This is a genomic window from uncultured Agrococcus sp., from assembly GCF_945915485.1.
Classification (GTDB): domain Bacteria; phylum Actinomycetota; class Actinomycetes; order Actinomycetales; family Microbacteriaceae; genus Agrococcus.
In genome coordinates this window covers 1-18279 of sequence record NZ_CAMEFJ010000051.1, presented here as the reverse complement: position 1 = coordinate 18279, position 18279 = coordinate 1, and the positions used below count along the sequence as shown (strand labels likewise).

16 protein-coding genes are annotated in these 18279 nt (G+C 64.8%); 10 read left to right on the top strand and 6 right to left on the bottom strand.

Going from position 1 to position 18279, the window contains the following annotated elements:
* Positions 1–496 (bottom strand): alcohol dehydrogenase catalytic domain-containing protein (locus Q0O95_RS09195; RefSeq protein ID WP_293697619.1); only part of this gene is annotated, 496 nt, incomplete at its 3' end.
* Positions 497–706: 210 nt separating this feature from the next.
* Between Q0O95_RS09195 and Q0O95_RS09190 the strand changes: the two genes are divergently transcribed.
* Both Q0O95_RS09190 and Q0O95_RS09185 read left to right on the top strand, forming a co-directional pair.
* The gene (locus Q0O95_RS09190; RefSeq protein WP_293697618.1) at positions 707–4171 is read left to right on the top strand and encodes an alpha-L-fucosidase; all 3465 of its coding nucleotides are present in this window, start codon (positions 707–709) and stop codon (positions 4169–4171) included.
* Positions 4172–4394: 223 nt separating this feature from the next.
* A complete protein-coding gene (locus tag Q0O95_RS09185) occupies positions 4395–6035 on the top strand; it encodes a thiamine pyrophosphate-dependent enzyme (protein ID WP_293697617.1) in 1641 nt (546 codons plus the stop codon).
* A 41-nt stretch (positions 6036–6076) separates the two neighbouring features.
* On the opposite strand, the gene Q0O95_RS09180 is transcribed toward Q0O95_RS09185, so the two are convergent.
* The 4 genes from Q0O95_RS09180 to Q0O95_RS09165 all read right to left on the bottom strand — a co-directional run bounded on the left by Q0O95_RS09180 (position 6077) and on the right by Q0O95_RS09165 (position 9770).
* The gene (locus Q0O95_RS09180) at positions 6077–7024 is read right to left on the bottom strand and encodes a fumarylacetoacetate hydrolase family protein (RefSeq protein ID WP_293697616.1); all 948 of its coding nucleotides are present in this window, start codon (positions 7022–7024) and stop codon (positions 6077–6079) included.
* Entirely contained in the window at positions 7024–7800 is a 777-nt protein-coding gene (locus tag Q0O95_RS09175) for a cyclase family protein (RefSeq protein ID WP_293697614.1), read from the bottom strand. The genes Q0O95_RS09180 and Q0O95_RS09175 overlap by 1 nt, the downstream gene beginning before the upstream one ends.
* Positions 7793–9007 (bottom strand): MFS transporter, encoded by a 1215-nt coding sequence (locus Q0O95_RS09170; protein WP_293697612.1) that lies wholly within the window; start codon positions 9005–9007, stop codon positions 7793–7795. The genes Q0O95_RS09175 and Q0O95_RS09170 overlap by 8 nt, the downstream gene beginning before the upstream one ends.
* Before the next feature lie 163 nt (positions 9008–9170).
* Positions 9171–9770, bottom strand: coding sequence for a TetR/AcrR family transcriptional regulator (locus Q0O95_RS09165; RefSeq protein WP_293697610.1), 600 nt, complete (start codon positions 9768–9770; stop codon positions 9171–9173).
* A gap of 81 nt (positions 9771–9851) precedes the next feature.
* On the opposite strand from Q0O95_RS09165, the gene Q0O95_RS09160 reads away from it, so the two are divergent.
* The 3 genes from Q0O95_RS09160 (at position 9852) to Q0O95_RS09150 (ending at position 12492) form a co-directional block, all read left to right on the top strand.
* Positions 9852–10472: a hypothetical protein gene (locus Q0O95_RS09160; protein WP_293697608.1), complete on the top strand. Its 621-nt coding sequence runs from the start codon at positions 9852–9854 to the stop codon at positions 10470–10472.
* Positions 10473–10570: 98 nt separating this feature from the next.
* The gene (locus tag Q0O95_RS09155; RefSeq protein WP_293697606.1) at positions 10571–11821 is read left to right on the top strand and encodes a sensor histidine kinase; all 1251 of its coding nucleotides are present in this window, start codon (positions 10571–10573) and stop codon (positions 11819–11821) included.
* Entirely contained in the window at positions 11818–12492 is a 675-nt protein-coding gene (locus Q0O95_RS09150; protein WP_293697604.1) for a response regulator transcription factor, read from the top strand. Before Q0O95_RS09155 ends, Q0O95_RS09150 begins: the two co-directional genes overlap by 4 nt.
* A 35-nt stretch (positions 12493–12527) precedes the next feature.
* On the opposite strand, the gene Q0O95_RS09145 is transcribed toward Q0O95_RS09150, so the two are convergent.
* Positions 12528–13445, bottom strand: coding sequence for an N-acetyltransferase (locus tag Q0O95_RS09145; protein WP_293697602.1), 918 nt, complete (start codon positions 13443–13445; stop codon positions 12528–12530).
* Positions 13446–13715: 270 nt separating this feature from the next.
* Between Q0O95_RS09145 and Q0O95_RS09140 the strand changes: the two genes are divergently transcribed.
* From Q0O95_RS09140 to Q0O95_RS09120, 5 genes are all read left to right on the top strand, one after another.
* The gene (locus Q0O95_RS09140) at positions 13716–14192 is read left to right on the top strand and encodes a hypothetical protein (protein ID WP_293697600.1); all 477 of its coding nucleotides are present in this window, start codon (positions 13716–13718) and stop codon (positions 14190–14192) included.
* A gap of 83 nt (positions 14193–14275) precedes the next feature.
* Positions 14276–15160: an ATP-binding cassette domain-containing protein gene (locus Q0O95_RS09135; RefSeq protein WP_293697598.1), complete on the top strand. Its 885-nt coding sequence runs from the start codon at positions 14276–14278 to the stop codon at positions 15158–15160.
* The gene (locus Q0O95_RS09130; protein ID WP_293697596.1) at positions 15157–16278 is read left to right on the top strand and encodes an ABC transporter permease; all 1122 of its coding nucleotides are present in this window, start codon (positions 15157–15159) and stop codon (positions 16276–16278) included. The genes Q0O95_RS09135 and Q0O95_RS09130 overlap by 4 nt, the downstream gene beginning before the upstream one ends.
* A gap of 8 nt (positions 16279–16286) precedes the next feature.
* Entirely contained in the window at positions 16287–16901 is a 615-nt protein-coding gene (locus Q0O95_RS09125) for an FMN-binding negative transcriptional regulator (RefSeq protein ID WP_293697594.1), read from the top strand.
* Positions 16898–18279, top strand: a 1382-nt coding sequence (locus tag Q0O95_RS09120; protein ID WP_293697592.1) for an amidohydrolase family protein, incomplete at its 3' end; no start/stop codon positions are given. The genes Q0O95_RS09125 and Q0O95_RS09120, both read left to right, overlap by 4 nt.

Genomic DNA, 18279 nt, shown 5'->3' with positions numbered 1-18279 from the left:
TCGCGAACTGAATAGCGAACTGACCGACCGCTCCCGAGCCTCCGTGCACGAGCAGGGTCTGCCCCGGACGAGCGTTCGACAGTCCCTCGACGGCATCCCATGCGGTTCTCGCCGCGATGTTGACGCAGGCCGCCTCCGCAGTATCCAGTTGCTCGGGGATGTGCGCGACCGCGACGGCAGTCGGGTCGATCACGACGTACTCCTGCAGGGCTCGACCCCGCGCGGACGTCATGATGCGGTCACCGACCTGCCATCCGACGACGTTCGAACCGACCTCTTCTATCGTGCCCGCGACGTCGTTCGCGATACCGGACGGCAGCGATAGCCCGAAGTTCGAGGCTTTCTCTGGGCTGCCCACGATCTTCCAGTCGACGGGATTGATCGAAACGGTCTCGACTCTCACAAGCACCTCGTGAGCCTCCGGTTCGGGCAACGCGGCGTCCGTCAACCGCATAACCTCTGGCCCGCCGTATTCCCGATGCGTCCACGCTTTCATGCCCCAAGCCTATTGCTGCACCGTACGGTGCGCGGTATTGCTTGCCGCACATGGATTGCGCAACACACCCTTCAAATCATCCGATGTCTGTGCTAGCGTGCTTAGCACCAACCACCGCCCTCTCGCTCAACCAGCACCGACACATCTGTGTTCGATTGCGCCGAGAATGCGGCGAATGGCCGACAACACGCTCAAAGATGAGGCAGGAACGTGCGACATTCCCAAGTGAAACCAGCGAAGAACACGCGAGCTCGAAGCGCAATCAGCACAATAGCCATCGGATGTATTGCCCTTGCGGGCACCGCGCTCGGCAGCGCCCCTGCGCACGCCGCCGATAACGACGATCTGAACATCGGCTTCACCGGCTCGCTCGTGGGGACCGAGGCTTACACGACAACCGAGGGTGAGCATATGCTCGGCGTCGTTCACCGTTATGACGGCGGTGAGGAGCAGTTCCCCGGCGGTGTCACGATCAGCGAACCGGAGCACGGTATCGCCTTCGAAGCAAGTGCTCTCTCGCTCGGCGATCGCGAAGTCGACACGGCATTCCTCTTGGAGGCGGACTTCACACCGTCCGAGGCTCCGGCAGACTTCACGACACTGCTGGCTGCCGGTGGCAACCTCTTCGTCAGGGTGGAGTCGGGCCAGCTCGTCTACGGCTGGTCGTCATCCGACGGTGGCGAGTGGACGGACCACAAGGAATCCGTGCCGCTACCAACGGCGGATGAAGAGCACAGTGTTTCTATCGCGTTTGTGCCCGGGGACACCAACCAGTTGCACCTATGGCTCGACGGCACCGCTGGTCCCGTCGTCTACGGCGAGGGCGCTCCCGTGATAGCCGACGGTCTGCAGAACTCCTTCGGCTTTGCCAACGACGTTCATGCTGCGGCTCGTGATCGCGGATTCATCAGCGATCTGACGCACATTCGCGCCGCGCAGTTCGACGGCGAATTTTCGCCGGAGCTGTTCGAGCTGCAGCCCGCGCTTACCACGAGTACGTTGCTGCACATCGATGGCTTCGACGGGTCTGTCGAAGGCGACAGCTATGTGCCGGGAGACCGCGACACGCTTCGTGGCTCCATGAACGTCGCCGACGCGAGCACCAGCGAGGACGGTCTTCTGCTCGAGACGAGTGGATTCGCGGCTTTCTCCCCCGACGATGAGGAAGAGCGGCAGGATGCCCCGATCGTCATCGAGGCATCCCTTTCGGGTGCACAGGACGGCCGGCTTCTCAGCGCGGGCGACTTCACTGCCGACATCCGCGATTCCGCGCTCGTGTTCGGCGCAGACGAGACTATCGACACGATCGACATCGAGAACGACGAGACCGTGGTGTCCATCGCGCTCGCGCGCGGTGAGAGCGGCGACGTCACCGCGTACCCAGCGGTGGATGGCGTCGAGCACGACCCGCTCGCACTCGGCGACATCGCTACGGGCGACGAAGCCGGATACGTCACCTACGGCTCCCACAACGGTGAGGATTCGGCCGCCGCCGAGCTGCGCGCCGTCCGCGTTGCAGACCTGTTCACCGATGAGGTGACCAGGAACGTGTTCCAGTTGCAGCCTCGCGAGCCGGAGGTGTGCACACCGCTGGTCGACATCGAGCCGGGCAACCAGATCGAGATCTCCTCGGATGAGTGCTCGGAGAACATCCTCGAGCTCTCGACCATGGTGCGCCCGACCGAGGAGCAGCAGGCATGGCAGGAGACACAACTGACCGCCTTCATCCACTTCGGCATCAACACCTTCTACGACCAGGAGTGGGGCCACGGCGACGAGAACCCCGAGCGCTTCCAGCCGACCGAGGAAGTCGATGCAGAAGGTTGGGTGCGTGAGCTCCGCGACGCCGGCTACCGCTACGCGATCCTGGTCGTGAAGCACCACGACGGGTTCCTGTCCTACCCGTCCAGATACACCGATTACTCGGTCGCGTCCACTCCGTGGCAGGACGGTCAGGGTGATATCCTCCGCGACTTCACGGATGCCGCTCGCGCGTACGGGATGAACGTCGGCGTCTACATGTCGCCCGCGGATTCCAACCAGGAGAAATTCGGCGTGTACGGCAACGGCAGCGCACAGGAACCGCGCACGATTCCGACTCTCGTCGAAGGCGATGACAGAGCGGGCGAAGACCTCCCGACGTTCACGTACGAGGCGACCGACTACGGCGAATACTTCCTGAACCAGTTGTACGAGGTGCTCACGGAGTACGGACAGATCGACGAGGTGTGGTTCGACGGTGCCGAGGGCAATACGGAGAAGCACGAGCCGTACGACTACACGGCCTTCTACGAGATGATCTACGAGCTGCAGCCCAACGCCGTCGTCGCGGTTGGCGGCCCCGACGTGCGCTGGGTCGGCAACGAGCACGGTGAGGCACGACCGAACGAGTGGTCGAACGTCGCAATCGTCGAGGAAGAGCCGGGCGGCAAGATTGGTGAGACCTCATCCAACTGGGAGGACTACGGCAGCCGCGACCAGCTCATCCAGGCAGTGCAGTCCGGCGAGGCGACGCACCTGAAGTGGTGGCCGAGCGAAGCCGACATGAAGCTGACCCCGGGCTGGTTCGCGCACGACAGCGACGTACCCAAGACTCCGGAGGAGCTGATGCAGCACTACCGCGAGACCACGGGTCGCAACTCGGTCATGCTGCTGAATGTTCCGCCGACGACGACAGGGCACTTCGCTGACGAGTCGTCCGAAGCCATTCACGGGTTCGCCGAGTTGCGGCGAATGGAGTATTCGAACGACGTCGCCCTGGGGCAGCCGGTGACCGTCAGTGGCGGGGAGACCGAGGAGGTCACGAACGCGCTCACCGATGGCAACACTCGAACAGGTTGGTCGATCGATGCCGCCGAACCTCGAACCGCGACGGTCGAGTTCGGGTCGGAGCAGCCGATCACGAGCGTGTGGCTCGGTGAGGACACCTTCAGCAGCGGTCAGTCGATCGAACGGGCGATCGTGGAGGCGCGCGTCGATGGCGAGTGGGTAGAGATAGGCGAAGTCGGAGCCGTCGGGCTCAGCCAGGCGGTCACTCCGGATTCCGCTGTCACTGCGGACGCCATCCGCGTGCAAGTGCTGGACGCTCGCGGCGCCTACTCGCTGGGAACACTGCAGGCCTTCACGACGCTGGATGCCGACCCGGGGCTCCTGACAGAGGTCTACCTGGACTGCTCAGCGGAGGCCGCCGGGCCCGGCACTGCCGACAGGCCGTTCTCGTCGCTCGAGCAATTCCGTCAGGCCGAGATCGCCAGCGGTGCTCACGTGTACCTGGTTCCCGGTAACGACTGCCTCGACTCCACGACGCCCTTCTGGGGTTACGGAACCGACGACGCTCCGATCACGGTCTCCCTGTCGGGCGAGGGCGCAGTGCCGAGCTTCGGCGATCGCAGCGCTGAAGACGTGTTCGGCCCGCTCACGGAGCAGGGCTGGGTGCTCGACCTGCCTGACGCCGACAACGGAGACGGGGATGGAGACGGCAACGGCGACTCGGACGGGCCGGGCGATTCGGACGGCCCGGGGGATTCGGATGAAACGGGCCAGAACGATGACGCCGATTCGGAGCTGCCGAGCACGGGCACCTCACTTCCCTGGGATCTGTTTATCGTGCTCGCCCTCATCATGAGTGCTCTTGGGCTGCTGCTTCGGGCGCGCAGGAACATTCGAAGCGTCTAGCCGGTAGCTAGCGCCAGGAACCGCGTATCGGGAGCAAGAGCCCTCGGTACGCGGTTCCTCGTTTCCAGTATCGGAGCTCCTCGATCACCGTTTTCGACGGCAGCAGCGGGAATCCACCGCGGATCGCACCCGTCGTTCGCATACTGCCTTCGCAGCCAGACGGGTCTTCTCCACGAGCCCAGGACGGATGCAAGGATGGAAGGACGCATCGACAGGAGCGCTCGTGAACGACATTCGTACCGATCAGACGGGCCCGGTCAGCGCTGGTCACATGATCGTCCGCCAGCTCGAACACGAAGGTGTCGAGCGCGCGTACACGGTGCCCGGCGAATCCTTCCTCGATGTGCTGGACGGGCTGCATGACTCCAGCATCGAAACGATCGTCGCACGACACGAGGGCGGCGCCGGTTTCATGGCACTCGCAGAAGGCCGACTCACCGGTATCCCGGGGGTTGCGATGGTCACCCGTGGGCCGGGAGCAGCGAACGCGTTCATCGCAGTGCACACGGCGTGGCAGGATGCTTCGCCCATGCTCCTGCTCGTCGGGCTCGTGCCGATTCCGGATCGCGGACGCGAGGCGTTCCAGGAGTTCGATCTCCGAGGGTGGTTCGGCCCGACCGCGAAGTGGGTGACGAAGCTCGATGATCCGGCAGCGGCGACCAGGGTGATCTCCGAGGGGATGCGGATAGCCGCTTCAGGCCGCCCCGGGCCGGTCGTTATCGGGCTGCCGGAGGACCTGATCCGGGAGGCTTCCGATCCCGACATCGTACCGCCGACTCCACCGCGTCACGCATCCGGGTCTCAGCGGGAGATGGATGAGCTCCACGAGCGCCTGTCCCGTGCCGAACGCCCTCTCGTGGTTGTCGGTGGGGACGGCTGGCACGGTGAGACAGGCGCACGCGTGGCTGCCTGGGCGGGATCCCGCGGCCTCCCGATCGCGGCGCACTGGCGCTCGCACGATGCCGTGCCCCATGACCATGAAGCAGGAGCTTTCGTGGGCATCCTCGGTCACAACCACGCCGACTACATCGCCGACCTGTTCGACGAATCCGATCTGCACGTGTTCGTTGGCCTGCCCCGCGGCGATGTCGTCTCTGGCGGTTTCTCTGTCGGGCTCGATGTCCCTGCCATCGTCGTCGCACCCGGCGAACCTGTTGGGCACGCGGGTCGGCTCGACCGTCACATCCCGGCGGATATCGCCGCGTGGGCGGCTACCCTGCCAGAGCCGAGCAGCCCTCCATCGAGAGGACGACTGGATCGCTTGGAGGATGCTCGTGCCACGTTCGAGCGCTACCGGCAGATCGAGCCGCTACACCCTGCGACGGGCGTGGATGTCAGCGTCGCGATGGGCGTGCTCAGGGAACGCCTGGAGGACGACGCGATCATCACGTTCGGCGCGGGCAACTACATGCAGTGGCCCATCCGTTATCTCAGCCACAATGCACCCGGAACACTCGTGGCGCCGCGCAACGGAGCGATGGGAGTGGGAGTCCCCGCATCCGTAGCAGCGTCGCTCGTGCATCCCGGCCGGCAGGTGGTGTCCCTCGCGGGCGACGGATGCTTCATGATGAATTGCCAGGAACTGAACACCGCTGTCACGTACGGGGCCAAGCCACTGACGATCGTGTTCGATAACGGGATGTTCGGCACGATCCGCGAACATCAGGAGCACTGGTACCCGGGTAGGCGATCGGGGACGACTCTCGAGAATCCCGACTTCGCAGCCATGGCTCGCTCGTTCGGTTGCTTCGGCGAGCGAGTCGAGCGCACCGAGGATTTCGCTCCGGCACTCGAGCGTGCGCTCGCCAGCGATCGAGCGGCAGTGCTGCATCTGCTGCAGGACCCCGAGCACTTGAGCCCCTGACAAGACCTCGTCGCGCGGGCGGCGCCGCCGCACCCGAAAACTCAAGGCAGAGGAGGTTCGCCCCACTCGATCCGCGTCGCCTGCGGAACCTCGTGCAGGACCGGCCCGGCGACGACACGATTCGAGATCGTCCCGATGCTCTCGACCTTCATGGTCACGACATCGCCTGCGGCGAGTGGCGGTGGAGTTCGATTCTCGCTCCAACCCCAGAACTCGGCAAGGCATCCCCCTCCCGCTGTCCCGGACCCGAGAATGTCGCCCCGCCGCACCCACGTGCCGCGACTTGCATAGGCGACGAGCTCGGCGAACGACCACGCCATGTTCGCGAGACTGTCGCCGCCGATTCGCAGATCGTTCACGAACACCTCCATCGCGAGGTCGTAGCGGTCACCTCGACGGGCGTGCTCGAGCTCGTCCTTCGTAACGATGGCCGGGCCGAGCGTGGTCGCAGTATCCTTGCCCTTCGCTGGGCCGAGCCCGACTCGCATCTCCCGCTGCTGCAGGTCGCGCGCCGACCAATCGTTGAAGATCGTGAAGCCGGCGATGTGCTCCCAGGCCTCCTCGACCGAGAGGTTGTAGCCATCGCGGCCGATGACCGCGCCGACTTCGAGTTCGAAGTCGAATACTTCGGAGCCGGGAGGCACGGGCACATCGGCACCGGAACCGATCGCAGCGTGAGGATTCGTGAAATAGAAGGCGGGCGCTTCGAACCAGGCCGGTGGCACCTCGGATTTGCCGGTCACCGAGCGCAGCGAGCCCGCCGTGTGCTGCTCGAAGGTGATGAAGTCGCGGAGGGTCGTGACCGGCAGTGGCGGATGCAGCGGTCCCTCGACCGGGAACGGCACGGCAGTATCCCAGCGCAGCTCTTCCGCCGGCTCTGCATCCAGCAGGTCCAGGGGATCCTGCCCGATCGAGAGCGGCACGAAGCCGTCGCCTTCGACTCTGCCGAATCGGCGAACGCCGTCGATATCGATGGATGCGACGCGCATCAGTCCTCCTCGAAGATTGCGACGGCCCGGGTCCAGCCGGCGGACGCCTCGTGGATCTTCACCGGGAAGCAAGCGACCTGGAAGCCGGACGACGGCAACGATTCGAGATTGTGCAGCTTTTCGATGTGGCAGTAGCCGATCTCACGACCCGCGCGGTGGCCCTCCCAGATGATGCTGGCATCCTGATTCTCCTGATAGCGCTCTGCCGTGTACACGAACGGTGCGTCCCAGCTCCACGCATCCGTTCCCGTTACGCGCACACCCTGGCGCAGCAGATGCAGGGTCGCATCTCGACCGATGCCGCATCCGGTCGCAACGTAGTCGTCTTCGCCGTACCGGATGCCCGCACTCGTGTTGACGAGCACGATGTCGAGCTCTTGCAGGGTGTGACCGATGCGTTCGAGTTCCGCGTCGATGTCGGCGGGGGTGACGACATAGCCGTTCTCGAAGTGCCGGAAGTCGAGCTTCACGCCTCTCTGGAAGCACCAGTCCAGTGGCACCTCGTCGATCGTGATCGCGCGCTTGCCGCCGTCCATGATCGACGAGTAGTGATACGGGGCGTCCAGGTGGGTTCCCGTGTGGGTGCTCGCGGTGATCCGCTCGATCGCCCAGCCCTCGCCGTCGGGTAGATCGTCGACGCTCGCCCCGGGGAAGAAGGCGACGACGTCTTCGGCCGTTTGCCGATGGTCGAAGTACTGGATCTGCGGTTCGTGCCCCGGTGGGTCCGATCGGATGCCCGCCTTCAGCGGCACGGAGATGTCGACGATTCTACGCATCTGTGCTGACTCCCTTCAGGGTCGAAGTATTCGTAGCGTTCTTGTGATCGGACGGGGCTTTCGGCATGAAAAGCAGGAAGACCCCGCCGAGGAGGAAGATGAGACCCGCGACGATGAGGCCGGTCGCGAACGATGCCGCGGCCGCTATGCCTCCGAGGATCATCGGCGCGAACGCGGAGATGCCGCGGCCGACGTTGAATGTGAATCCGGCGCCCGTCGCACGTACTCGCGTGGGGAACAACTCGCCCAGGTAGGAACCGAACAGACCCGCAAAGGTCATGAAGAACGCGTAGAGGGGCCCTAGCCAGAGCAGCACCGACTGATCGGTCACGATGCCGTAGAGCGGCATCAGCACGCCGGACCCGAAGAGCGAGAGCAGGAGGGCGTTCTTCTTGCCGATCTTGTCTGCGAGCCAGCCGAATACGATGTAGCCGGCGAACATGCCCAGGTTGAGCCAGGTCATGAACTGCCCCACTGACTGCGAGTCGAGCCCGCGTTCTGTCTCGAGGTAGCTCGGCAGCCAGGTGCTCGCACCGTAGTAGGCGACGAACGCGGCGGTTGCGACGAGACTCGCGAAGATCGTGACACGAGCCAGGCCCGGTTTGAAGATCTCCGCGAGCGACACGTTAGTCTTCTCGTTCGCGGCGTGAGCGTGAGCACGCTGCTCCCGCCACGCCTCCGACTCCTTGAGCAGGAGGATCGAGATGAGCAGAGGGAGGATGGCCGACAGCCCCGCGACGAGGAACATCTCGCGCCAGTGCGGCATCATCCAGCTCGCAAGCTGCGCTGCCGCGACACCCCCGATCGGGAATGACGCGAGCACGAATGCCACTGCCTTGCCTCGCTGATGGGGCGGCCAGGTCTCGACGACGAATGCGGAGATGATGCTCCAGACACCGCCGAGGCCCAGGCCGGCGACGAATCGCAGGATGAGGAAAACGGTGAAGTTCGGTACGAAGTAGATCGCGGCAGTGAGCACGATGAACAGCAGCAGGCAGACGTTGAGCGCGAATTTGCGCCCCTTGTTGTCGGCGAGCCACCCCATGATGGGCCCGCTGAAGCCCATGCCGAGCAGTGTCGCGGTGGCGAGCAGTCCGCCTTGCACGGGCTCGAGGCCGAACTCCGCAGAGACGGCGGGGAGGGCGAACGAGAGGATCGCGATCTCGAGCGCGTCGAACAGATAGATGATGAATGCGCCGAAAAGCACTACCCACTTGTAGGAAGAATGCATCGTTGGGTCCTTCTGGAATGTTTTCCCTAACTGTACGTGCGTTTAGTTTAGAAGTGCAAGCAGTGGCGCGTCGAGCAACCACGATCGCGTCGGCCCCACCGGGAGGTACGTACCCCGAATGTTCGCGCGACAGTGGTACTCAGCCGTGACGAATGCCCGCGCAGATGAAACTCTGCAGGAAGACCAATCGTTCACCCGAGTCCGGAGCATCATCCGCGAGCGCGCGCTCGCGCTCCCCCACGTTGGTCGACGTGAATGCCCCGACCGCGAACAGATAAGCCCAACGATGGAAGCCTTCCGGCTTCTGGGGCAGCACGACCTCCAACGCACGGATGAACTCCCTGGCCATGGGGTCGAAGAGCTCCTCGATGATCTTCCGCTCAGGAGCGTGAGGGTCGCTTGCCTCGCGAAGAACCAAACGAAGGTAGTTCGAAGTCCGGTCGTCGAGCGGACGTCGCGTGCCCACCAGCAGAAAGGCGGCGACGATCTGCTCGAGCGCATCTGCCGCGCTGAGCTGCACACTGCGCAGAGCATCGAGCCGAGCATCGTTCCAGTGCTGATACTCCTCGAAAATCGCGCGATAGAGCTTGAGCTTCGTCTCGAAGTGATACACGACGAGTGGCAGGCCGACGCCGGCCTCCTGAGCGATGTTACGCATCGTGGCGCGATCGTAGCCTTTGTCCGCGAATACCGTCTCCGCAGCGCGAAGGACATCGTCCCGCCTACTTGGCCTGCTCATGAGAGCTATTCTGTCAGTCGCACGGATGTTGAGTTCCCCGCTCCGCTGCCCGGTGTCGGAGGTCGGGCATATTCTGCGCGCATGGAACAACGACGACTGAATCGCAATGAAGCGGAGCAGTATGCTGCGAATCTCCTCGACTGGTGGCGCCCCAAACTCTCCTCGCTGAACGAAGCAATAGAAGACGGTCGTGAGCAGTTCTGGCCGGAGCTCTTGGCGATCGAGCTCGCTGCGCATCCCGCAGAAATGCTGCCCGGGCTGCAGTCGCTCGCGCTCCGGCGAGCCGCACGACTCCCCCGACACGGCAAGGCGTATAGGCTGCTCGCAGCGGCTATCGCGCTGGCGCTCAAGCACGATACGGGCGACAGTGCCTCGACCGGGGCACGCGGAACCGGCACGGGAATCGCTGCGGGCATCCCACTCGCACATGTAAGCGACGGAGAGTGGGCGCAGCTCTGGCTGCGCAAGCACCGCACACTCGTCTTCGAAGCGGGCGCTGTTCCGGCCGCGAGTGCCGACCCGACAACGGTGGATGCGTGGGTCGACTTTCTCAGGAACAGCTTCGAAGACCCGACGAGCAGCCGATTACAGACGCTCAAAAACCTGTGCGACGCGCTCGCAGCGCGCGATGCAGCGGCCGCGGCGTCGCTACGGCTCGTGTGCCGTGCCGCGTCTCCGCATTCGGGGTTCACGTACGTCTGAGCAGCGTCGCAGAACGAGCGCGCGCCCCGGTGCGGGGGCCCCGGGTTTCCCCCGTCCGACGGAGGCGACGCCTGCCGCTCCCGCATAGGGTGAACTGTATGCCAACCCGCGCACTGCCGACCAACGCGATGCGATTCGATCTGACGGTCGCGCTGCTGCTGGCCGTTGCCAGCTTGGCGTTCGGCATCTTCTCGCAGGTCTCGGGCATGTACGTCGAGCCGACGCTCTCTGGTCTTCCCGATTGGACGGCACTGCTGGGCGGGCCGCTGCTGGCGCTGCCCCTCGCTCTGCGGCGGAAGTACCCCGTCGCAATCGCAGTCGTGATTCCGGCGATGTACGTCCTGTTCTCGTACACCATCGGCTACGAGATGCAAGCGACCCAGATCACCCTGTTCCTGGCCGTGTACACGATCGGCGCGTGGCACCACAACCGAAAGGTGACCTTCTGGGTGCGGCTGTGCGTCGTGACCGCCATGGGAGCCTGGCTCGCGACCACCGGGCTCATGATGTTCCTGGACCCCAGCATCCTCGGCATGACGCTCGACGCTTACATCGGCTGGTTCGGGATGCAGGTGGGCGTTAACGCGGTGTTCTTCGGTGCCGCCTGGGTCTTCGGGAACCGTGCCTGGATGTCCGCGCTCGAACGCCAGGCGCTCGAAGCGGCCCACGCGCGCCTGCGTGCGCAGCAACAGCAACTCGCGGAGCAGGCGGTCGACCTCGAACGCATTCGCATCGCTCGCGAACTCCACGATGTCGTCGCCCACCATGTCTCGGCGATGGGCGTGCAGGCCGGGGCCGCGCGACGTGTCATGTCCCGGGATCCAGAGCAAGCCGAACAGTCGCTCAGGCTCGTCGAGGGCTCCGCGCGCGAAGCGATCGACGAACTCCGGGCCATGGTCACGACCCTCCGCAGTGACGGCTCCACGAACGCTCCCCTCCCCACGCTGGCGGAACTCGATGAGCTCATCGACCACGCTGCCCAGAACGGACAGCGAGTGACGCTCGAGCGCATAGCGGACCTCCCGCCCGTCTCACCCGCTGCCGAGCTCACGCTCTATCGCGTCGCGCAGGAAGGGCTGACGAACGCGCGTAAGCATGCGGGCGAACAAGCATCCGTGATCGTTCGCTTACGCGGCGTCGAAGACGGTATCGAGCTCGAAGTCAGTGATTCCGGCCGAGCGGGCCCGCAGCAGTATGACGGAACCGGTCACGGTCTCATCGGCATGCGGGAACGCGTGCAGGCTGTCGGTGGCCGCATCGAGCACGGCCCCAAAACCGGAGGCGGCTGGATGGTCAGGGCGCACGTGCCTGGCTCATCGAGCACAGAACATGACAGGCTTGAGGCGTGACCAGGATTCTGCTTGTCGACGACCAAGCCCTCGTACGCGCCGGCTTCACGACCATCCTCGAATCGGAGCCCGGCTTCGAGGTCGTCGGCCAGGCGGCCGATGGACACGAAGGCGTTGCGCTCGCCGAGCAGCTCGACCCCGATGTCATCTGCATGGATGTCCAGATGCCGAACATGGACGGCCTCGAAGCAACCCGACGCATCGTCTCGGGCCCATCGCGCGCGTCGGTGCTGATTCTGACGACGTTCGATCGCGACGATTTCCTATTCGAAGCGCTTTCTGCCGGTGCCAGCGGCTTCCTCCTCAAAACCGCCGACCCCGACCACCTCGTGGACGCGGTGCACGTGCTGGATCGCGGGGATGCGCTGCTGTCGCCGGCCGTGACTCGCCGCGTCATCGAACGGTTCGGCAGCATCCCCGCCCGCCCGTCGGCCCCGGAAATCAAGACGAGCCCCGTGGAAACGTCGCTGACAGAACGTGAGCAAGCCACACTCCTGCTGCTCGCGCGCGGTAAGTCCAATGCCGAAATCGCACAGGAACTCTTCGTCGGCGAGTCCACCGTCAAGACGCACGTGTCGAACATCCTGATGAAACTCGGCATCCGAGACCGCATCCACGCGGTGATCTGGGCGTACGAACACGGCGTCGTGTCGCCGACCCCGGACGCCTAGCGCTTAGCCGGCATCCGGGCGCACCGGCCCCGTGATCAGCGCAGCGTCAGATCAATGCGCGCTTCCGAGGGGCGCCATCCGACCGACTCGAACGCCTTCCGCATTGGCGTGTTGGCGTCGTCGGTGTCAGCGATCAGTACGGTCGCGCCCTCTTCGAGCAGGCTCAGTGTCGCGACGGATAGCATCCCGCGACCGAGACCCATGCCGCGGGAGTCCGCAGCGACTCCCGCGAACGCGACGTATCCGCGACCGTCCGGGAGCTTCCGCCACACGACCACGCCAGCGTCTCGGCCATCGACAACTGCGAAGTGCGCGAACTCGATCGGATCAGCGGCAATGAGTTCGCGCGCGAATACTTCGCCGGAGGCGTCACCGTGTTTCGCAAGCATCTCCCGATCGCGAACGTCGAGCGACCCCTCGAGAACCCGTTGCAAGAGTTCCGCGAGTCGCTCTTCGTCGTCCGCGCTCGCCCGCTCCAGTCGGCCGCGAAGGGGATGACCCTCCCGCGGGAGCGATTCGGGTGCCACCTCGTAGTGCTGTCTGGTGACGAACAGTCGCCATCCCGCACGCTTCAGCATCTGCACGAGCTCGTCCGTAGCCGGGTCCTGAATGCCCTCTATGGGTGCACCGAACGACGCCTCCGCCGCGTCGCCCTCGCCTGCCCATTCGGTCGCACGTTCGATCAGCAGCGAAGCGCTCGGCGCCGGCCCGATGGCGAAGATATCGAGCAGACGAAAACCGTCCGGCAATTCGCGTCCCGCCGTGACTCCGTGCATTCGATCACCGTCGAATACGGCCCACACGAGATCGGGGCGTCGATGACCGAGTTCGAACGCGCGGTCCAGCGAGAGATCGCCCTGGAAGGCTCGGTTCGCGGACGTTTTGATAGTCGTCTCGCCGGCGCGCAGCCAGCGTTTCGCCTCTTCAACAGAGGCCGGGGAGCGTAGCTCCATTGGGTTCTCCTTGATGCGGCTCTGCCGCTTTTCAGCCGACCCCGTCAGCGAGGGCGGCACGATACGTAAACACGGTCTGCCTCCTCTCGCTCTTCCCGAGTGCAACGGGTTGCTGATGAGCGTAACAGGTGACGTCGAATTGTCACGGAGTTGTCCGAGATCGTTCCGACTTCCGCTGATTCGTTGCCGCTGCGCTCGGTACCGTGTCGCTGTGCGCGGAGCCGACGCCGGCCGGCATTGCGCCGCGGGCCTGGCTCTAAGCTGGGGTGTGTGAAGCGCATCCGGGCAGCGACGTTGGTCTTTGTGGCGGCCACGTTGCTGGCTGCGTGCTCCTCGGCCGAACCGCTCGATTTCGAGCTTCCTCCCGGGCAGGACGCCGACACGGCACCTGCGCAACTCAGCCCAGCGCTCGAGAGTGCGCTGCGGGACATGGACTGCGCGGACATCACGATGACAACCCCGCCGGACACTTCGAGGGAGGAACCGGAAGACGAAGAGAGCGAAGACGGCATGCAGCAGGCCGGCATCGAGATCAGGGAGGCGGGTCATTGCGTTCCCTTCGCCGGTGTCGAACAAGTGGAGTTCTTCGAGTTCACCAGCGCGGATGACGCGCGAACATGGATCACGAGCGAAGCGGTCGAGATCGCTGGCGTCGACAACGCCTACATCAGCGGCACCGTCGTCATCATCGACCGCGACAACGACTACCTGATGCAGCTGACGATGCAGTTCGATTCGGTCAGCTGAACCGACATCCGTCGCGGGGGGGAGCTCCGAATCTCCGCCGCTAGGGGGAAGCTGTGGAGTCGGGGCGACAATACGCTCGAAGCATGATCCACATCGAGCAGGTGAACAGGTCGTTCGGTAGCACGCAAGTGCTGCGCGACGTCGACTTCACCATCAGCCCCGGCCTCATGACCGGCTTCGTCGGCGGTAACGGTGCCGGTAAGACCACCACCATGCGCATCCTGCTGGGTGTCCTGGAACCGAGCTCCGGCCGCATCACGGTCGACGGCGAACCCATGAGCGCCCACTACCGGGCCGGCATCGGGTACATGCCGGAGGAACGCGGCCTCTATCCGAAGATGCCCGTGCTCGAGCAGATCGTGTATCTCGCGCGGCTCCACGGCATCAGCAAGCAGCGGGCAACCGAGCGGGCGACCGAGCTGCTCGAACGTCTCGGACTGGCCGAACGGATGAAAGACGATCTGCAGTCACTCTCGCTCGGCAACCAGCAGCGTGCGCAGATCGCGGCTGCGCTCACACACGAGCCGCACGCCCTCGTGCTCGATGAACCGTTCTCGGGCCTCGACCCCATGGCCGTCGAGAACACGCTCGAGGTGCTCCGAGACGTCGCGGACACGGGTGCTCCCGTGCTGTTCTCATCGCATCAGCTCGATGTCGTCGAGCGGCTCTGCGATGAGCTGGTCATCATCGCAGACGGCGAGATTCGCGCAGCGGGCAGCCGCGAGGAGATCCGCTCCGCTAACACTTCACCTGCTTGGGACCTCGAGACGGATGCCGACACCGGCTGGATACGAAGCATCCCCGGTATCGACGTGATCGAGTTCGACGGAGGATTCGCACGCTTCCATGCGCCGGATGCGGATGCCGCAGACGCCGTACTGCAGCAGGCGATATCGCGCGGACGGGTTCGGTCGTTCGCGCCCTATCGTCCGCCGCTGACCGAGATCTTCCAGGAGGTAATCCGATGAATGCCACAGAAACGATTGCCCCGGGGCAGAACAGCCAGATCGGCTTCTGGAGTGCGTCCGGGATCGTCGCGCAGCGCGAGGTCAGCGTACGGCTACGGTCGAAGTCGTTCATCATCTCGACCATCATCATGCTGGTCTTCATCGTCGCCGCGGTCGTGCTGATGCCGAGAATCGGTGACCTGTTCGGCGGCCCGGGATCGCTCGCCGTCACCCCCGAGACGACCGAAGTAGCGGCACCGCTCGACGGGTACGAACTCGTCGAAGTGGCGGACGAGGCCGCGGCGCGAGAGGCGGTTGCAAGCGGTGACGCCGACAACGCGCTCGTCGCTGCGGACAACGCGACGGGCCTGCTCATCATCAGCGACCGCGAAGTGTCGACGACGCTCGTGGAACTGCTCTCGGTCTCACCGGAGGTCGAACTGCTCGACGAGAACGCCCCGAACCCGTTCCTGGCGATGTTCATCGCAATCGGCTTCGGCGTCGTCTGGTTCTCCTCTGCTCTCACGTTCGGCAGCCACACGGCCAACAGCGTTGTCGAGGAGAAGCAGACGCGCATCGTCGAGATGCTCCTGGCGAGCGTCCCGGCGCGCGCGCTGCTGACCGGCAAGGTGCTGGGGTCAGCGGTCATCGCCATCGCGCAAGTCGCCGCGATTGGTTTGGCGGCAATACTCGGCGCCGCGATCGGCGGCAACTCGATCGTGCTCGACGGTCTCGCGGAACCGATCCTGTGGTTTATCGTGCTCTTCGCCCTCGGGTTCGTCATGATCTCCGCGCTGTACGCGGCGGGCGCCGCTCTGGTCTCGCGCACGGAGGACATCCCGGCCACAACCCAGCCCATCACCTGGCTGATCATGCTGCCGTATATCGCGATCATCATCTTCTTCAACAACCCGTTTGCGCTGCAGATCATGTCGTACATCCCGTTCTCGGCACCCGTCGCCGTACCGGTACGGTTGTTCCTCGACTCGACCGAATGGTGGGAGCCGCTGCTGTCACTCGCGATCATGTTCGTCACGACTGCACTGCTGATCTTCTTCTCGGCACGCGTCTACGAGAACTCGCTGCTGCGCACCGGCAAGGCGATGAAGTGGCGGGAGGCACTGCGCACGTCTGCTTAGCTGTTGCTATGCGTCGAACACCTCACTTCACCGTGCGGGATCCGGAAGCCGTCAAGCGACTGATCCGCGAGCATCCCTGGGCAACGATCGTGTCCAACACGAAGCATGGTCTCGTGGCCTCGCACTATCCGATCATGGTGGAAGAGGATCGCGAAGACTTCAGTATCGTGAGCCACGTCGGGAAGCCAGATGATCGGGATCTCGAACTCGGCGAGCACGAGGTCATGATCATCGTGCAGGGCCCGCACGGATACGTCTCACCTGGCTGGTACGAGGTCGATCAAGCGGTGCCGACCTGGAACCACGTGACCGCCCACCTCTACGGAACTCCGGAGATCCTGACCGACGCGGAGAACTGGGAGGCGCTGTCGAACCTCGTCGGCCACTTCGAGAACGCATCGCCGCATCCGCAGCTGCTGGAGGACAACGCCGAGTACGGTCGCAAGATCTTCTCCGGCACGGCGGGCTTCAGGATGGTCGTCGACCGGTTCGAAGCACGCGCGAAACTGAGTCAGAACAAGCCCGACGACATCGTCGACCGGGTCATCGATCAACTCGATGGCGATGGGCCCTGGCGGCAGCCGCGTCTCGCGGACGAGATGCGCCGGGAGCACGAGCGGTGAGCACTGCAACGATCGCACTGCGCAACGCGCGAATCGGCGGCGACATCGTCGACGTTCTGATCCGAAACGGAAGCATCGTCCGCGTCGGGGGCCCTGTCGAACGCGCGAACACCGAGATCCAACTCGATGGTCGCACGCTGCTACCGGGGCTCTGGGACAACCACGTGCACATGAGCCAGTGGTCGCTGCACTCGAAACGCCCCAGCACGTTCCAAGCGACGAGCGCACGGCAAGCGGCCGACACGATCGCGAGCGCGCTGCGTGCAGCGCCCGTCCTTCCGCCGGCACGGGATGGTCGGCCCATGCCATTCGTCGGCACCGGGTTCCGAGACGGGCTGTGGCCGGACGCGCCATCCATCGCGCTGCTCGACGAAGCGGGTGGCGGCGTACCCGTCGTGCTGGTGAGCGCCGACCTCCACTCGGTGTGGCTCAACACCGCCGCGTGCGAACGCTTCGGTGTCAGCACCGACGGCACCGGCCTGCTGCGAGAGAAGCCCGCATTCGAAATCGAGCAGCAGGTCAATGATCTGCCCGAGAGCGTGCTGGACGACTGGGTTGCGGAAGCCGGCCGAGATGCCGCGCGGCGAGGCGTCGTCGGTTTCGTCGACCTGGAGATCGCCTGGAACGCCGACCCCTGGCTGCGGCGCCTGCGAGGAGGGTTCGATACACAGCGCGTCGAGGTCGGCGTCTACCCGCACGACCTGGAGCGGGCGATCAGCGCGGGCCTCCGAACGGGCTTCGCGCTGCACGAACTCCTGACCGTCGGGCCGCTCAAGATCATGACCGACGGTTCGCTCGGCACGCGCACGGCCTACTGCTTCGACGAGTATCCCGGCATGGAGGGCCGGCCGGGGTCACGCGGATTGCTCGCGATTCCACCGCACGAGTTGCGCGCACTGCTGCAGCGCGGCCGCGCACACGGCTTCGATGCAGCGGTGCACGCGATCGGCGACCACGCGAACACGCACGCGCTCGACGCGTTCGAAGAGCTGGGCATCCCGGGCCGTATTGAACACGCTCAGCTGCTCACGCGACAAGATGTCACCCGGCTCGGTTCCCTCGACGTCGTCGCGAGCGTACAACCCGAGCACGCCCTCGACGATCGCGACATCACCGATCATCACTGGCAGGGGCGAACAGACCGCGCGTTTCTGCTGCAGTCGATTCTCGACGAGGGAGGAGAATTGGCCATGGGATCGGATGCCCCGGTGGCACCGTTGGACCCGTGGGTCACGATCGCGGCAGCCGTCACGCGGACCAAGGACGGACTGGCTCCGTGGCACCCGGAGGAGGCGATCGACCTCGACTCGGCCATCCGCGCTTCAGTGCGCACGACGATCGAACCCGGACAGCCCGCCGACCTGGTCGCGGTGGACGA